This window comes from Variovorax palleresanus (assembly GCF_051144945.1).
Classification (GTDB): domain Bacteria; phylum Pseudomonadota; class Gammaproteobacteria; order Burkholderiales; family Burkholderiaceae_C; genus Variovorax; species Variovorax paradoxus_S.
In genome coordinates this window covers 1,922,466-1,937,786 of sequence record NZ_JBJNVP010000002.1, presented here as the reverse complement: position 1 = coordinate 1,937,786, position 15,321 = coordinate 1,922,466, and the positions used below count along the sequence as shown (strand labels likewise).

General features: G+C 67.6%; 15 protein-coding genes and 1 riboswitch. Of the genes, 10 read left to right on the top strand and 5 right to left on the bottom strand.

What is annotated here, in order from left to right; genetic code table 11:
- Positions 1-40 precede the first annotated feature (40 nt).
- The 3 genes from ocd to ACJ7Z0_RS12965 all read left to right on the top strand — a co-directional run bounded on the left by ocd (position 41) and on the right by ACJ7Z0_RS12965 (position 3,219).
- Positions 41-1,090 carry an ornithine cyclodeaminase gene (gene ocd, locus ACJ7Z0_RS12975; RefSeq protein ID WP_434790176.1) on the top strand — a complete coding sequence of 350 codons (1,050 nt, stop codon included), beginning with the start codon at positions 41-43 and terminating at the stop codon, positions 1,088-1,090.
- 7 nt (positions 1,091-1,097) lie between these two features.
- Positions 1,098-2,144, top strand: a complete 1,047-nt coding sequence (locus ACJ7Z0_RS12970; RefSeq protein ID WP_434790175.1) for a histone deacetylase family protein — start codon at positions 1,098-1,100, stop codon at positions 2,142-2,144.
- Between the two features lie 94 nt (positions 2,145-2,238).
- Complete coding sequence (locus ACJ7Z0_RS12965) at positions 2,239-3,219, top strand: Bug family tripartite tricarboxylate transporter substrate binding protein (RefSeq protein ID WP_431127297.1); 981 nt, start codon at positions 2,239-2,241, stop codon at positions 3,217-3,219.
- Here ACJ7Z0_RS12965 and ACJ7Z0_RS12960 read toward each other — a convergent pair.
- Entirely contained in the window at positions 3,173-3,775 is a 603-nt protein-coding gene (locus ACJ7Z0_RS12960; protein ID WP_434790174.1) for a TetR/AcrR family transcriptional regulator, read from the bottom strand. The two genes, ACJ7Z0_RS12965 and ACJ7Z0_RS12960, sit on opposite strands and share 47 nt — an antisense overlap.
- 88 nt (positions 3,776-3,863) lie before the next feature.
- On the opposite strand from ACJ7Z0_RS12960, the gene ACJ7Z0_RS12955 reads away from it, so the two are divergent.
- Positions 3,864-5,129 carry an MFS transporter gene (locus ACJ7Z0_RS12955; protein ID WP_434790173.1) on the top strand — a complete coding sequence of 422 codons (1,266 nt, stop codon included), beginning with the start codon at positions 3,864-3,866 and terminating at the stop codon, positions 5,127-5,129.
- Here ACJ7Z0_RS12955 and ACJ7Z0_RS12950 read toward each other — a convergent pair.
- The 3 genes from ACJ7Z0_RS12950 to phaP all read right to left on the bottom strand — a co-directional run bounded on the left by ACJ7Z0_RS12950 (position 5,119) and on the right by phaP (position 8,171).
- Positions 5,119-5,955 carry an HAD-IIB family hydrolase gene (locus ACJ7Z0_RS12950; protein WP_434790172.1) on the bottom strand — a complete coding sequence of 279 codons (837 nt, stop codon included), beginning with the start codon at positions 5,953-5,955 and terminating at the stop codon, positions 5,119-5,121. The genes ACJ7Z0_RS12955 and ACJ7Z0_RS12950 overlap by 11 nt on opposite strands.
- Positions 5,956-5,962: 7 nt before the next feature.
- Positions 5,963-7,591, bottom strand: coding sequence for a peptide chain release factor 3 (locus ACJ7Z0_RS12945; protein WP_434790171.1), 1,629 nt, complete (start codon positions 7,589-7,591; stop codon positions 5,963-5,965).
- A gap of 76 nt (positions 7,592-7,667) precedes the next feature.
- Entirely contained in the window at positions 7,668-8,171 is a 504-nt protein-coding gene (gene phaP / locus ACJ7Z0_RS12940) for a TIGR01841 family phasin (protein ID WP_434790170.1), read from the bottom strand.
- A gap of 212 nt (positions 8,172-8,383) precedes the next feature.
- Positions 8,384-8,452: riboswitch (S-adenosyl-L-homocysteine riboswitch) on the top strand.
- A 67-nt stretch (positions 8,453-8,519) separates the two neighbouring features.
- Here phaP and ahcY point away from each other — a divergent pair.
- The 4 genes from ahcY to ACJ7Z0_RS12920 all read left to right on the top strand — a co-directional run bounded on the left by ahcY (position 8,520) and on the right by ACJ7Z0_RS12920 (position 12,259).
- Entirely contained in the window at positions 8,520-9,959 is a 1,440-nt protein-coding gene (gene ahcY / locus ACJ7Z0_RS12935) for an adenosylhomocysteinase (protein ID WP_434790169.1), read from the top strand.
- A complete protein-coding gene (locus tag ACJ7Z0_RS12930; RefSeq protein WP_434790168.1) occupies positions 9,959-10,747 on the top strand; it encodes a TlyA family RNA methyltransferase in 789 nt (262 codons plus the stop codon). The genes ahcY and ACJ7Z0_RS12930 overlap by 1 nt, the downstream gene beginning before the upstream one ends.
- Positions 10,748-10,757: 10 nt before the next feature.
- Positions 10,758-11,582, top strand: coding sequence for a methylenetetrahydrofolate reductase [NAD(P)H] (metF, locus tag ACJ7Z0_RS12925; protein WP_434790167.1), 825 nt, complete (start codon positions 10,758-10,760; stop codon positions 11,580-11,582).
- Between the two features lie 89 nt (positions 11,583-11,671).
- Positions 11,672-12,259, top strand: coding sequence for a septal ring lytic transglycosylase RlpA family protein (locus tag ACJ7Z0_RS12920; protein WP_434790166.1), 588 nt, complete (start codon positions 11,672-11,674; stop codon positions 12,257-12,259).
- A gap of 27 nt (positions 12,260-12,286) precedes the next feature.
- On the opposite strand, the gene ACJ7Z0_RS12915 is transcribed toward ACJ7Z0_RS12920, so the two are convergent.
- Positions 12,287-13,237, bottom strand: coding sequence for a 23S rRNA (adenine(2030)-N(6))-methyltransferase RlmJ (locus ACJ7Z0_RS12915; RefSeq protein WP_434790165.1), 951 nt, complete (start codon positions 13,235-13,237; stop codon positions 12,287-12,289).
- A 187-nt stretch (positions 13,238-13,424) separates the two neighbouring features.
- Between ACJ7Z0_RS12915 and ACJ7Z0_RS12910 the strand changes: the two genes are divergently transcribed.
- Both ACJ7Z0_RS12910 and ACJ7Z0_RS12905 read left to right on the top strand, forming a co-directional pair.
- Entirely contained in the window at positions 13,425-14,012 is a 588-nt protein-coding gene (locus ACJ7Z0_RS12910) for a hypothetical protein (RefSeq protein WP_434790164.1), read from the top strand.
- Positions 14,009-15,280, top strand: a complete 1,272-nt coding sequence (locus tag ACJ7Z0_RS12905; protein ID WP_434790163.1) for a S1C family serine protease — start codon at positions 14,009-14,011, stop codon at positions 15,278-15,280. Before ACJ7Z0_RS12910 ends, ACJ7Z0_RS12905 begins: the two co-directional genes overlap by 4 nt.
- The last annotated feature ends 41 nt before the right edge of the window (positions 15,281-15,321 follow it).

Genomic DNA, 15,321 nt, shown 5'->3' with positions numbered 1-15,321 from the left:
GGATGAAGCGCCGTGCCCGGGCTACGCAAGGAGCCATGCCATGACCCGCTTCATCGATGTTCACAGCCTGGTTCGCCTGGTGGACGAAACCGGCGTTCCGGAATTCCTCAAGGCCCTGGCCGATGCGCTGCGCGACGACTTCATGCGCTGGCGCGAGTTCGACAAGAAGGCGCGCGTGGCCAGCCACTCGCACCTTGGCGTGATCGAGCTGATGCCGGTGGCCGACGATGGCGCCTACGCCTTCAAATACGTGAACGGGCACCCGCACAACACGGCGGTCGGGCTGCCCACGGTGATGGCCTTTGGCGTGCTGGCCGAGGTCGATACCGGCTATCCGGTGTTGTTGTCGGAGCTCACGCTCACCACCGCGCTGCGCACCGCGGCCACCTCGGCCATGGCGGCGCAGGCCCTTGCGCGGCCCGGCTCGCGCAGCCTGGCGTTGATCGGCAACGGTTCGCAAAGCGAGTTCCAGGCCCTGGCTTTCCATGCGCTGCTGGGCATCGAGGAAGTGCGCGTGTTCGACATCGACCCGCACGCCACCGAAAAACTGGTGCGCCATCTTTCCGCCTGCACGCCGCTCGAGGTGGTGCGCGCCCATTCGGTTGCCGAGGCCGTGCGCGGCGCGGACATCGTCACCACGGTCACGGCGCACCAGGGCCACGCGGTCGTGCTTGCGCCCGAGATGATCGAGCCGGGCATGCACATCAACGCGGTCGGCGGCGATTCGCCCGGCAAGACCGAACTGCACCCCGACGTGCTGCGCCTGGCGCGCGTGTTCGTCGAGTACGAACCGCAGACCCGCGTCGAGGGCGAAATCCAGCAGCTGCCGGCCGACTTTCCGGTGCACGAACTGTGGGAGGTGCTGCTCGGCAAGGTGCCGGGACGCGAGAACGCGGACCAGGTCACGGTGTTCGATTCGGTCGGCTTCGCGCTGGAGGACTACACCGCGCTGCGCTACATCCATCAGCTGGCCATCGAGCGCGGCATCGGCCAGCAGATTGCGCTGGTGCCCGAGCTCGACGACCCGAAGGATCTGTTCGGGCTGACGGCCTCCGGCCGGCGCCGTGCGGTGCTGCGGCGTGCGGCATGATGGCGGCATGCTCACCATCTACAACGACCAGCACGCACTGCATCAAGGCAAAGTCGAAATGTTCCGCGGCGAGCTGGTGCCGTGCTTCGAGGTGCCCGCCCGCGTCGACCATGTGAAGCATGAGCTGGAGCGCCGCGCCCTGGGCCCGCTGCAGCTGCCCGACGCCTTCGACGAGGCCCTGCTGGCCCGGGTGCATGCGCCGCGCTACCTGGACTTCATCGCCCATGCGTGGGACGAGTGGGTGGCGCTCGATCCGTCCAACGCGTCGCGCGATGCGCTGCCTTCGTACTGGCCCACGCGCGGCATGCGCACCGATGTGCTGCCCAAGAGCTTTCCTGCGCGCATGGGGCTGTTTGCGTTCGATGCGGGCACGCCGCTGATGGCCGGCAGCTGGGCTGCCGCGCGCCACGGTGCCGCCTGCGCCTGGACCGCGGCGCAGCGCGTCATCGGCGGCCAGCGCGCCGCCTTTGCGCTCACGCGGCCGCCGGGCCACCATGCGGGCGCCGATTTCTTCGGCGGCTACTGCTTCATCAACAACGCCGCGGTGGCTGCAGAGGCGCTGCGCGATGCGGGGGTGGAACGGGTTGCGGTGCTCGACGTGGACTACCACCATGGCAACGGCACGCAGGCCATCTTCTACGAGCGCAGCGACGTTCATTTTGCGAGCCTGCATGGCGACCCGATGACCGACTACCCGTACTACCTGGGCCACGCCGACGAGCGCGGCGCGGGCGCCGGGCTCGGCTTCAACCACAACCTGCCGCTGGCGCGCGGCACCGACTTTGCCACTTGGCGCGCGGCGCTGAAGACGGCGCTCGACGGCATTGCCGCGGTGCGCGCGGGTGCGCTGGTCGTGTCGCTCGGCGTCGACACGTTCGAGGGCGACCCGGTCGCGGGCTTTCGCCTCAAGAGCGACGACTACCTGCGCATGGGCGAAGACCTCGCCCGCGCCGGCTTGCCCACGGTGTTCGTTTTCGAAGGCGGCTATGCGGTGGCGGAAGTGGGTGTCAACGCCGTCAACGTGCTGGAGGGTTTCGAGCAGGCGGCGGGCTGAGCCGCCTACGTGACAGCAGTCGGGTGAGCACCGATTGCCGCGGCGGGAAGGGCAGGGCCCAATGCGCCCTTTTCCCCTGCTTCAGGAGCCAGCCATGTCCCGCCGATCCCTTCTCTGTGCCGCAACGCTTGCCGCGTGCGGGCTCCTTTCGCCGCTGGCGGCGTTCGCGCAGGCCTTTCCCGCCAAGCCCATCAAGCTGATCATTGCCTTCCCGGCGGGCGGCCCGACCGACATCACCATGCGCCAGCTTGCGGACAACGCAAGCAAGATCATCGGCCAGCCCGTCATCATCGAGAACAAGCCCGGCGCCGGCGGCACCTTGCCCGCCCAGGCGCTTCAGACCTCGCAGCCCGACGGCTACACCCTGGCGCAGATTCCGCTCGGCGTGTTCCGCCTCGGCTACACCACCAAGATCAACTGGGATCCGCTCAAGGACATCAGCTACGTGCTCAACGTCACGGGCTATGCCTTCGGCATCGTGGTGCCGGCCGACAGCCCGTTCAAGACCTGGGCCGACTTCGTCGCCTACGCCAAGGCCAACCCCGGCAAGCTCACCTACGGCTCGACCGGCAACCTGACCAGTCCGCACCTCACGACGGAAATCATTGCGCAGAAGGCCGGCATCGAGTTGCAGCACGTGCCCTACAAGGGCAGCGCCGACCTGATGCTCGCGGTGGTCAGCGGCCAGCTGATGGCCGCCGCCGACAGCACCGGCTTCGCGCCGCAGGTCGAGGCCGGCAAGCTGCGCGTGCTCAACACCTGGGGCGAGAAGCGCCTGGCCAAGTTCCCCGATGCGCCGACGCTGAAAGAGCTGGGCTACGACATCGTGCAGAACTCGCCCTTCGGCATCGGCGCGCCCAAAGGCACGCCGCCCGAGGTGGTGAAGAAGCTGCACGACGCGTTCAAGCAGGCGATGGAAGAGCCGAGCTATGTGGCTTCGCTGGGGCGCTACGACATGCTGCCGAACTACATGAGTTCGGCGACGTACACCAAGTTTGCGCAGGACACGGTGGTGAAAGAGAAGGTGGTTATCGAGAAGCTGGGGTTGGCGAAGGAACAACCGAAGACGAACTGATCGCAAACAACTCCCCCACCAGCCGCTCCGCCAACTCCGGCTTCACGGGATCGGCGCCGAACACGAGACGAAACACGATCGGCGCGATCAGGTGATCGATCACCTGCTGCGCTTCGGGCGCATGCTCGCCGCGGGCGTGCGCCTGTTCGACCAGCGTCAGCGCTTCCCTGCGGCGGTTGCGGAGGCAATCCGTCTCCGCGTCGCCGGTGGCCAGCGCGGCCGCGGCTTTCAACAAGGACTTGCTGCAGGGCTGCGCCAGGTGCGTGATGAGTTCCTGCGCCCACGCGGTCAGGTCTGCGCGCAGCGCGCCGGTGTTCGGCAGCGGCCGGTTCGGGTCGAGCCGGTGCGTGGCCGTCTCGGCCAGAAGACCCGACAGATCGCCCCATCGGCGGTAGATGCTGGAGGCGCTGACTCCCGCGCGCTCGGCCACGGCCGGCACGGTGACGCGCTCGCGCCCCTGTTCGGCCACCAGTTGTTCGAGGGCAGTGCGCACCAGCGCCTGCACCTGGGCGCTGCGGCCGCCGGGACGCTTGTTGGGAAGGACAACATGGTTCATGTGAGGACTTTAACGCAAAGATGTTTGCTTTAGTGAATCTACAGGTCTAGAATCGCAAAAGCTAAAAAAGTTGCGTTAAGGATCTCCAATGCCTTCCTCCTGCCCTGAACTCGCCGTCGCCACCGCCGACATCGCCGCCCGTCCCAAGCCCTGGCGCCTGCCGGCAGCGGTCGGTTTCCCGCTGCTGGCCGCCGTGCTCTTCGCCTTCTTCTTCGCGGCCGCCGCGCCCACACCGCTGTTCGTCGTGTTCCAGCACGCCTGGGGCTTCTCGGCGTCGATGCTCACGGTGGCGTTTGCGATCTACGCGATTGCGCTGTTGATCTCGCTGCTCGTGGCGGGCTCGCTGTCGGACCACATCGGCCGGCGGCCGGTGGTGCTGGCGGCGCTAGTGCTGCAGGCGGTGGCAATGGTGCTCTTCGTGGTGGCGCACGACATCGCCGGGCTGATCGTCGCGCGCGTCGTCCAGGGCGTGGCAACGGGCGTCGCGAGCGGCGCGCTGAGCGCGGCGGTGGTCGAGGCGGCGCCGGCATCGCGCAAGCGCCTGGGCGCGATGATCACCAGCGTGTCGCCGCTCGCGGGCCTTGCGGTGGGGGCGCTGCTGACCGGCATGGCTGTCAGGTTCACCGTCCAGCCGGTGATGCTGGTGTTCGGTGTGCTGGCCGTGGTGTTCGCGGTCGGCGCGGTCGTGGTGCTGTGGATGCCCGAGACCGTCACGCCGCGCGCCGGCGCGCTGGCCTCGCTGGTGCCGCGCGTGTCGATTCCCGTGCGGGCGCGGGCTGACTTCGTGCGCGGCCTGCCGGTGTTCATCGCGGTGTGGGCGCTGGGCGGGCTGTACCTGTCGCTCGCGCCGTCGCTGATGCTGCACGTGTTCCACATCGACAACGGCGTGGTCAACGGCCTCACGGTGGCGGTGCTCTCGGGCTTCGGCGCGCTCGCCCCCACGCTGCTCGGCCGTTTCCCCGCACCGCGGACCGTCGTCTTCGGCGCGGCCAGCATCGCGGTCGGTCTGGTCTTGCTGCTGGCGTCGCTCGCGACGAAGTCGCTCGCGCTGTTCTTCGTCGGCACCGCGATCGCGGGCCTGGGCTTCGGCGGCGCGTTCTCGGCGCTGGTGCAGACGCTGGCGCCGCTCGCCGATTCGCACGAGCGCGGCGAACTCTTCGCCGCCATCTTCGTGGTCTGCTACCTCGCGTTCAGCCTGCCCGCGATGCTGGCGGGCTTCCTGGTGAAGCCGCTCGGCCTGCTGAACACGGTGGAAGGTTATGCGGCGGTGCTGCTGCTGATCGCGGCCTTCGGCATCTGGCGCCAATGGGCAGTGCTGCGCCGCAACGCGCGCAGCCTGCCGGTCAGCGAGTAGCGCGGGCCGAGAGAATGGCGCGCGCCGCTTCGGCGAACCCCGCGCCGCGCTCGCCCTCGGTCACGTAGCGTGGCAGATGCTCCAGCTGCGGCACGAAGCGCGCCACGTTCGCCACGCCGATGCTGTGAGCGAAGGTGCGAAACATCAACTGGTCGTTGGTGGAGTCGCCCACATAGGCCCAGCGCCCGATCTCGTCGTCGAGCGTGCGGCCCCAGAGTTCGCGCACGATCCAGCGCGCGCCTTCGAGCTTGTCGTTGTCGCCGTACCAGCCGTTGATGTGGATGCTGCTGACCGTGGCGTGCATGCCTTCGCTGCGCATCAGGGCCACGACTTGGGCGATGGTCTCTTCGCTCAGCTGCACGAACTCGCTGTGGTCGATGGCGATGTCGGTCTCGCGGCCCGGCGAGTCGGTGGCGCGGCCGGCGCCAGGGATCTCGCGCTCGATGCGCGCCAGCACGGCCTGCATGCGATCGAAGTTGGCGGCGCGGGTTGCCGCGTCCTGCTGGTAGCGCTTTTGCAGCTTGCCGCCTGGCACGGGCAGCAGGGCGACGGCGCCGTTCTCCGCCACGATGGAGTCGACGGGCCATGCGGAAACGAAGGGCACGCTCCAGCCCACGGGGCGGCCGGTGATGGCCACGACGTGAAGGCCGGCCGCTTTCAGATCGCCCAGCGCCTTCAGCGCATCGGGCGTGATGGCGCCTTCGGTGGTGAGGGTGTCGTCGATGTCGGTGAACACGCCGATCAGATTGCTGCGCGCAGCTGCCGCCCACTGCGCCAGCGGCAGCAGATGATGGGGCGAGTGGGGCAGCGAGGTCGGCTGGCGCATGCCTGGCTCAGCCGGCACTCTGCAGCGCCAACCCCGCATGCTCCCGCAGCGGATGGAAGTGAATCTTCGGAAAGCGCTCCTGCGCCAATCGCACGTCATACGGCGAGGTGCACAGGAAAGCCAGCGTGTCGGCTGCGTCCTTCGCCATGCGCTGCGGATAGGCGTTGACGAACTCGCGCAGCTCGGCCGGCGTGTCGGCCGTGATCCAGCGCGCGCCGGTGTACTGGCAGCCTTCGAGCCGCACGTCGGCGTCGTACTCGGCCTTCAGGCGGTGCTGCACCACTTCGAACTGCAGCTGCCCGACGGCGCCCAGCAGCATCGGTCCGCCGATCTCGGGACGGAACACCTGGATGGCGCCTTCTTCGCCGAGCTGGGCCAGCCCCTGCTGCAGCTGCTTGGTGCGCAGCGGATTCTTCAGAATCACGGTCATGAACAGCTCTGGCGCGAAGAAGGGCAGGCCGGTGAACTGCAGGCTCGCGCCGTCGGTGATGGTGTCGCCCAGCTGCACGCCGCCGTGGGTGGTGAAGCCCACGATGTCGCCCGCATAAGCCTCTTCGACCGCTTCGCGGCGCTGGCTCATGAACGTGACCACGCTGGTGGGCCGCAGCTCCTTCGAGGTGCGCTGCACCTTGAGCTTCATGCCCGGCGTGTACTTGCCCGAGGCCATGCGCACGAAGGCGATGCGGTCGCGATGGTTGGCGTCCATGTTGGCCTGCACCTTGAACACCACGCCCGCGAAGTCCCTGTCCTCGGGCTGGATCTCCTTCACCACCGGTTGGCGGTTGACCATCGTGGTGCTGGTGCGCGACTGCGGCGAGGGCGCGAGGTCGACCAGCGCATCGAGCACTTCCATCACGCCGAAGTTGTTCACGCCGGAGCCGAAGAACACGGGCGTTTGCTTGCCGGCCAGGAAGGCCTCGCGGTCCCAGGTGGGCGAGGCGCCGGTGGCCAGCTCCATGCTGTCCATGGCGGATTCGAAATCGGCGCCGAAGCGCTTGGTCAGCGTGTCGCGCTCCGAGAGCGGAATGGTCTCGAAGTCGTGCGGCAGCCGCTCGCTGCCCGACTCGAACACCGTCATCGCCTGCGTGCGCAGGTTCATGATGCCGCGGAACGACTTGCCCTGGCCCACGGGCCAGGTCATGGGCACGCAGGGCATGCCGAGTTCGCGCTCCACCTCGTCCAGGATGTCGAGCGGCTCTCGCACCTCACGGTCCATCTTGTTGACGAAGGTGATGATGGGCGTGTCGCGCTGGCGGCAAACCTCGATCAGCCGGCGCGTCTGCGATTCCACGCCGTTGGCGGCGTCGATCACCATCAGCGCCGAGTCGACGGCCGTGAGCACGCGGTAGGTGTCTTCCGAAAAGTCCTTGTGGCCGGGCGTGTCGAGCAGGTTGATCACGTGGTCGCGGTACAGCATCTGCATGACCGACGAGGCCACCGAGATGCCGCGCTGCTTCTCGATTTCCATCCAGTCGGAGGTGGCATGGCGCGAGGCCTTGCGCGCCTTCACCGAGCCGGCGATCTGGATCGCGCCGGAGAAAAGCAGCAGCTTTTCGGTCAGCGTGGTCTTGCCGGCGTCAGGGTGGGAAATGATCGCAAAGGTGCGGCGGCGGCGGGTTTCGGCAAGAAAAGACAAGGTGGGCAATCTGCAGGGGAATGCCCGATTTTAGAAGGGCGGTCCCGGGCCGCCCGCCCGAGCCGCCGAAAACGCCTTACTTGCGCTTCAGCATCTTGGTCACTTCGTCCACATTGGCCTGGATGCGCTGGCGCACCAGTTCGAAGGCATCGGCCTGCGACTTGGCGGCGAGGTTGGCGAGTTCCTTGATGTCGTCGATGGCGCGCTGGAACGACTGGCGGCCGAGCTCGTCGAGCTTGGCGAGGTTGGCCTTGGGGTCCTTGCCGGGCATCTCCTTGGCGGCCGTCTGCCACTCGGCGATGGCGCTCTTGATCATCTCGGTCTGCCGCTGCACCACGGTCTGCAGGCCCTGGTAGGACTTTTCGTTGGCCTGCATCAGTGCCTGAAGGTCCTTCTGGCCGCTCTCGAGCAGCTTGCTCGCGCCGCCGGTCAGGTTGAGCTCCTGCAGCCGGTCGGTCATGGCCTTGAGATTCTTCATTGGATTGAGCATGTCGGCGGCACCAGGGGCCTCCGTCTTGGTGCTGCTGTTGTTGCTGCTGTCAGTGGTTTTCTTCGCGGCGGCTTTCTTGGCAGTGGCCATGGTGCGGTATCTCCTGGTGTCGTGTGAACGGTGAGGGATGCAAGGACCGGCCGGACGGCAAAGTCCGCTGCCACGATACGCCGGGCGGGCATTGCGGAGGTGCCCGGCCTGAAAATTTGCCTGCGGGATTTCCCTTGGTTGGCGAAACGCGCTTTCCGGGATATGGGATATCCCGGCGATTGGCTCGCCTTGCCCGCCCGTCTACAATCCGCGGTTCCGAGGAGCGTTGCAGCGCCGTCAGGCGTGAGGCTCGGACCACATCGCAACCACGCTCACCCGCTGTTCTCGCGGTGAGTCTTTTCCCCCGAACGCAGTGGCACCTTTCAAACTAGCTTTGTTGGAGTTCTCATGAGCGCTGTTCTCAAGCCCACCCCCGTTTCCACCGCCGACCAGGCGATTGCCGACCTGTCGCTGGCCGCCTGGGGCCGCAAGGAAATCCGCATTGCGGAAACCGAGATGCCCGGCCTGATGGCCATCCGCGAAGAGTTCTCGAAGGCGCAGCCGCTGAAGGGCGCGCGCATCACGGGCTCGCTGCACATGACGATCCAGACCGCCGTGCTGATCGAGACGCTGCAGGCGCTCGGCGCCACCGTGCGCTGGGCTTCGTGCAATATTTTCTCCACGCAGGACCATGCCGCCGCCGCCATCGCCGCCGCCGGCACGCCGGTGTTCGCGATCAAGGGCGAGTCGCTGAAGGACTACTGGGACTACACCCACGCCATCTTCGACTTCGGCCCCAAGGGTTCGACGGGCGAAGGCCCGAACATGATCCTGGACGACGGCGGCGACGCGACGCTGCTGATGCACCTGGGCCAGCGCGCCGAAAAAGACCTGGGCGTGCTCGCCAACCCGACCAGCGAGGAAGAACGCATCCTCTACGCGGCCATCAAGGCCAAGCTGGCGGTCGATGCGACCTGGTACACCCGCAAGTCGGCCGAGATCATCGGCGTGACCGAAGAAACGACGACCGGCGTGCACCGCCTGAACGAGATGAGCGCCAAGGGCACGCTGCTGTTCCGCGCCATCAACGTGAACGACTCGGTCACCAAGAGCAAGTTCGACAACCTGTACGGTTGCCGCGAATCGCTGGTGGACGGCATCAAGCGCGCCACCGACGTGATGATTGCCGGCAAGGTGGCCTGCGTGGCCGGCTACGGCGACGTGGGCAAGGGCTCGGCCCAGGCCCTGCGCGCACTGTCGGCACAAGTCTGGGTCACCGAAATCGACCCGATCAACGCCCTGCAGGCCGCGATGGAAGGCTACAAGGTCGTGACGATGGAATACGCTGCCGACAAGGCCGACATCTTCGTGACCACCACCGGCAACAAGGACGTCATCACGCATGACACCATGGTCAAGATGAAGGACCAGGCCATCGTCTGCAACATCGGCCACTTCGACAACGAGATCGACGTGGCGTCGATCGAAAAGTACGAGTGGGAAGAGATCAAGCCGCAGGTCGACCACATCAAGTTCCCCGACGGCAAGAAGATCATCCTGCTGGCCAAGGGCCGCCTCGTGAACCTGGGCTGCGGCACGGGCCACCCGAGCTTCGTGATGTCTTCGTCCTTCGCGAACCAGACCATCGCGCAGATCGAGCTCTTCACCAAGCCCGACGCCTACCAGGCCGGCAAGGTCTACGTGCTGCCCAAGCACCTCGACGAGAAGGTTGCGCGCCTGCACCTGAAGAAGGTCGGCGCCATGCTCACCGAGCTGACCGACGAGCAGGCCGCCTACATCGGCGTCGACAAAGCGGGTCCGTACAAGGCGGACACGTACCGGTACTGATGCGCGCCGATCAATTGCTGGTCGAACGCGGCCTTGCCGCGTCGCGCTCGCAGGCCGTGCGGCTGATTGCCGGCGGCATGCGGTGGCGCGATGCGGGCACCGCAGACGCGTGGCGCTCGGTCGTGAAGAATCGCGACGAGGTGCCCGAGTCCGCCGAGCTCGAGCTCGACGACGCGGCCGAGGCGCGGTACGTCTCGCGCGGCGGACTCAAGCTCGAAGGCGCGCTGGCGGCCAGCGGTGTGGATGCAGCGGGCAAGCTGTGCCTGGACGTCGGCCAGTCGACCGGCGGCTTCACCGACTGCCTGCTGCAAAGCGGCGCAGCGAAGGTGGTGGGCGTGGACGTGGGCCACGGGCAGCTGCATGCGCGGCTGCGCGAGGACGAACGCGTGGTTGCCATCGAGGGCGTCAATGCGCGAGCTTTGTCGCCGGACGACCTTCAGGAAGAAGGCGAAGAGCCTTCCGAGCTGCGCTTCGACCTCATCGTCGGCGATCTGTCGTTCATCTCGCAAACGTTGGTGCTGCCGGCCGTGGTGCCATTCCTGGCCGACGACGGCCACCTGCTGATGCTGGTCAAGCCGCAGTTCGAACTGCAGCCGGGGCAGGTCGGCAAGGGCGGCATCGTGCGCGACGCGTCGATGTATGCGGTGGTCGAAAAGCGCTTGCGCGATGCCTGCGAGGCGCTCGATCTGCGTGTGCTGCAATGGTTCGACAGCCCCATTGCCGGTGGCGACGGCAACCGTGAGTTTTTCATTCACGCCGTGCGCGCTGTTGGCGCGGATGGCTCTTGAGGAGACGCAGGTGCGCCTTCCACTCAGTTTCGAATTCTTTCCGACCAAGACGCCCGAAGGCGCGGTCAAGCTGCGCGCGGTGCGCCAGCAGCTGTATGCGCGCAAGCCCGAGTTCTGCTCGGTCACCTACGGCGCGGGCGGCTCCACGCACCAGGGCACTTTCGGTGCGGTGCGCGAGATCCTGTCCGAAGGCGTGGATGCCGCGAGCCACTTCTCGTGCATCGGCGCCACGCGGGCCACGGTGCGCGAGCAGCTGGCCGAGCTCAAGGCCATGGGCGTGAAGCGCCTTGTGGCGTTGCGCGGCGACCTGCCGAGCGGCTACGGCATCGGCGGCGAGTTCCTGTATGCGAGCGACCTCGTGGCCTTCATCCGCGAAGAGACCGGCCGCGATTTCCACATCGAGGTGGCGTGCTATCCCGAGGTGCATCCGCAAGCGCGCTCGCCCGAAGCCGACCTGCAAGCCTTTGCCGCCAAGATGAAGGCCGGCGCCGATTCGGCGATCACGCAGTACTTCTTCAGCCCTGAAGCCTACTTTCGCTTTGTCGACGAGGCCCGCAAGCTCGGCCTCGACACGCCCATCGTGCCTGGCATCATGCCGATCACCAGCTCGACGCAGCTCATGCGCTTCTCGGATGCCTGCGGCGCCGAGATCCCGCGCTGGATCCGCCTGCGGCTGCAGGGCTTTGGCGACGACACGGCATCCATCAAGGCCTTCGGCCTCGACGTGGTGACCGACCTTTGCGCGCGCCTCTGCGACGGCGGCGCACCGGCGCTGCACTTCTACACGATGAACCAGTCGACGGCGACGCTGGCGGTATTGGAGCGCCTCGGTTGAAGGGGGTGCGTGCAGGAGCAGGGTGTTCGCTGCGCGCGGCGTTTCGCGTCGCGCTCGTGGCGGCAGCTTGCGCGCTGGCCGGCTGTGCCATGCCTCCCGCCACCGAGGGCGGGCAGGCAGACAAGGACGCCAAGCTCCTGCCCCTGCCGCGCCAGTTGGCTGTTCCCCCGGGTGCGCCGGCCCGATCGAACGTGCCTTCGGTGCGCTACGACCTGACCGTGTCGGGTACCGGCGAGTTGGGGCCCGACGACGGCGTGCCGGGCGATGGCCCCCGCGAGATCTTCGAGCGCGGCGGGGCGTCCTGGTATGGCATTCCGTTCCACCAGCGCAAGACCGCGAGCGGCGAGCGTTTCGACATGACGGCCCTGACGGCGGCCCACAAGACCTTGCCGTTCAATACCCGTGTCTGCGTGCGCAGCCTGGTCAACGGCAGCGAGGTGCTGGTGCGCATCACGGACCGTGGGCCTTATGCGCAGGGCCGCATCATCGACCTGAGCCGCGCCGCGGCCGAGCGCATCGGGCTGATCGGGCTCGGCATCAAGCAAGTCGCGCTGACCATCATCGACCGCGAAGGCATGCGTTGCGGTGGCTCCGGGGTCGAAGCGGCCGATGCCCAAACGCCAGCGGCTGCTCCTGCACCGCGCAAGGCCAACGTGCCGCCGCGCCGCCGCCGATAAGCCGCGCAGGGAAGAAGGCGAAGAAGCCTAGCCGCCCGAATCGAGCGAAAAGGCGGCGTGCCTGTCTTGGGCCAACCGCTCCACCAGCTGGGGCAGGGCGGTGGCCAGCAGCGGCTTCAGCGTATAGGGTGGATTGATCAGGAACATGCCGCTGGCCGGCAGCCCCGGGCGCTGGGTTTCGCCCGTCTCCTTGGTGATCAGCTTGCTCGACTTGACCGTGAGCGTGGCGTGCAGCCAGGGCTTGCCGGCCTTGGTGGCCAGGGTCTTGAGCCGCCGTGGCAGGTCGTGTGCCTCGGGCCGCGGAATGATGGGGTACCAGATGGCGTAGGTACCGGTTGCAAAGCGCTTGAGCGCCTCGGCCGCGAAGTCGAGCACGCGGCCGTAGTCGCTCTTGATCTCGTAGCTCGGATCCATCAGCACCAGCGCGCGGCGCGAGGGCGGCGGCAGGAACTTGGTGGCGCTGCCGAAACCGTCTTCGCGCAGCACCGCGATCTGCCGGCCCGCCTCGAGCTGGGCGATGTTGGCGTCCAGCGTGCGGGCATCGGTCGGGTGCAGTTCGAACAGCTTGAGCTTGTCGTGGTCTCGCAGCAGGTGCTGCACGATGAAAGGCGAGCCGGGATAGATGCGGGCGCCGCCCTTGGGGTTGAAGTCGTGGATCACGCTGAGGTAGCGTGCAATCGCAGCGGCCAAGGGGGTTTCGGCTTCTGGCGCTGCTTTTTTGGCGGCTGACTTCGCGGCAGGGGCAGGGGCCGCAGGGGCTTTTTTCTCCGACAGCAGGCGCAGCACGCCTTCGGCCGCTTCGCCGCTTGTGCCGGCGTAGTCGCCGTCGAGCCGGTACAGGCCGGCGCCGGCGTGGGTGTCGACAACGGTCAGGGCGGCTTCTTTTTCAAGCAGGTGGTCGAGCGTGGCAATCAACACCGTGTGCTTGAGCACGTCGGCGTGGTTGCCGGCATGGAACGCGTGGCGGTAACTGAACATGGAATGAGGCCTGAAAGAGTGGAAAGGGGAGCGCTAGACTCGCGCGGCGCTACATTGATTTACAAACAAGCAACGAGGGGCAGCAATGCGAGGAGCCGGATGGCGATTTTGGGGCCTGTGCGTCGGCGCGGGCGTTTTGTCTATTTTGACGGGCTGCGCCTCCGTAACGCACGGGACCACGCAGAACGTGAAGATCGAGACCCTGTCGCCCGCCGGCAAGGTCGTCGACGGGGCCCGGTGCCGGGTCTCGAACGACCGCAATGATGTGGAGGTGCGCTCCGGCCTGACCCTGCCGGTGCGGCGCTCGGGCGAGAACCTGAGCATCGAATGCACCCAGGCTGGCCAGCCGCCCGCCCGCGGCCAGGCGATTTCGCGCGCCAATGTCGGCATGGTTGGCAACGTGATGATCGGCGGCGTGCTCGGCGCGGTGATCGACGCCAGCACCGGAGCGGGATTCAACTATCCGAGCTGGATCCAGCTGATCTTCGGCGAGGTGCGCAGCTTCGACCGCAGCGCACAGACCGGGGACCAGGCGACGGCCGGTATGAAGATCGGGACGACCGAGATGGCGACCGCGCCGGCGCCGAAGACCGCCGTCGCGGTTGTGCCGTTGCCCGCGCCTGCGCCGGCAGCGGTGCCTCCTCCCGTGGCGGTCGCGCCAGCGGCCCCGGCCATTCCGGCGCGACCGGCGCCTGCTGCGCCATCGCCGTCCGCTGCGCCCGACGCCCGGGTCTCGATGGACGACCTGCGCGGCTTGCTGCCTGCCAAGCCGTGAAGCCGACGTTGATGAACCCCGCGCGGTGGCTGCGCGCCGCGGTCGCCTTCCTGGCGATCGCCTCGGCCGCCGGCAGCGCCGCCGCGCTGGAGCCCGACGTCCTGTTCGCCAAGGTGTCGGACAGCGTCTGGGCGGTGCGCACCTTCGACGCGCAGGAGCGTCCGTTGCGCGCCGGCAGCGCCGTGGTGATTGCGCCCGGTCGCCTCGTCACCAACTGCCACGTGCTGGCCAAGGCCAGTAATTTCGTGGTCAAGCGAGACAACGTCACCTACGGTGCCACGCTCGAATACCCGGACCCGGGGCGCGATCTGTGCCAGATCAAGGTCGCCAACTTCACGGCGCCGCCGGTGACGCTGGCGCCCGCCGGCGGTGCGCGCGTCGGTCAGCGCGTGTACGCCATTGGCAATCCGCGCGGGCTGGAAAACACCCTGAGCGAAGGCCTCCTGTCCGGCCTTCGCGGCGGCGACGGCGAGGCGCGGCTGCTGCAGACCACGGCCGCCGTCGCCCCGGGGTCGAGCGGCGGCGGGCTGTTCGACAGCGACGGCCGCCTGCTGGGCATCACCACCTTCGCCGCCCGCGATGGCGGCAGCCTGAATTTCGCGATTCCGGCCGAGTTTCTGGCGGAGTTGCCGGCCCGCGCCCAGGCGCAGCTGGCGGCGCGTGCCCGTGAACCCGAAGGCGGCGCCCGCCGCAGCGCCGGCGCGGCGGGCATTCCGCTGACCGAGCCGCTGCGCGTCGGCGACGCGCTCGAATACGTGCGCACCGACCGGCTGACCGGCAACCGGTCGCCGGTGATCTATAGGGTGGACCGGGTCAACGGCGACGAGCTGTCGTTCAACGCCGGCAGCCGGATCGAGAAGGCCAACGGGCAGCTGGTGTCCATCACGTCGCCGGTCGGCGGCCTGTTCGACAGCGCGTCGCCGCCGGGCGGCTGGGCAGCGAAGGACGAGATCCGGCCTGGCATGCGCTGGCACCTCGACTATGTGACGACCACCGACGATCGGCTGCGGCATGAACTCAACGCCTCGGTGGGCGCTGAACACGCGACGCGCGTGGACGGCGTGGAGCTCAACGTGCTGCGCATCAGCTACGAAGGCTGGATCTACGCCTCCCATGGCACGGGCGCCTCGCCCGTTGGCACGCCGTTCAACGTTGCCGTTCTGTACAGCCCCGAACTGAGGCGGATCGTCAAGTTCGAGGCCACACACCGGCGCGCCAGTGCCAGCGTGACGAACGAGAGCCTGGAACTGGTCCGCATCCAGCGCTGAGGGCTCCCGAAGCCCGGAAATTGGCTGTTTGGCCATTTCTT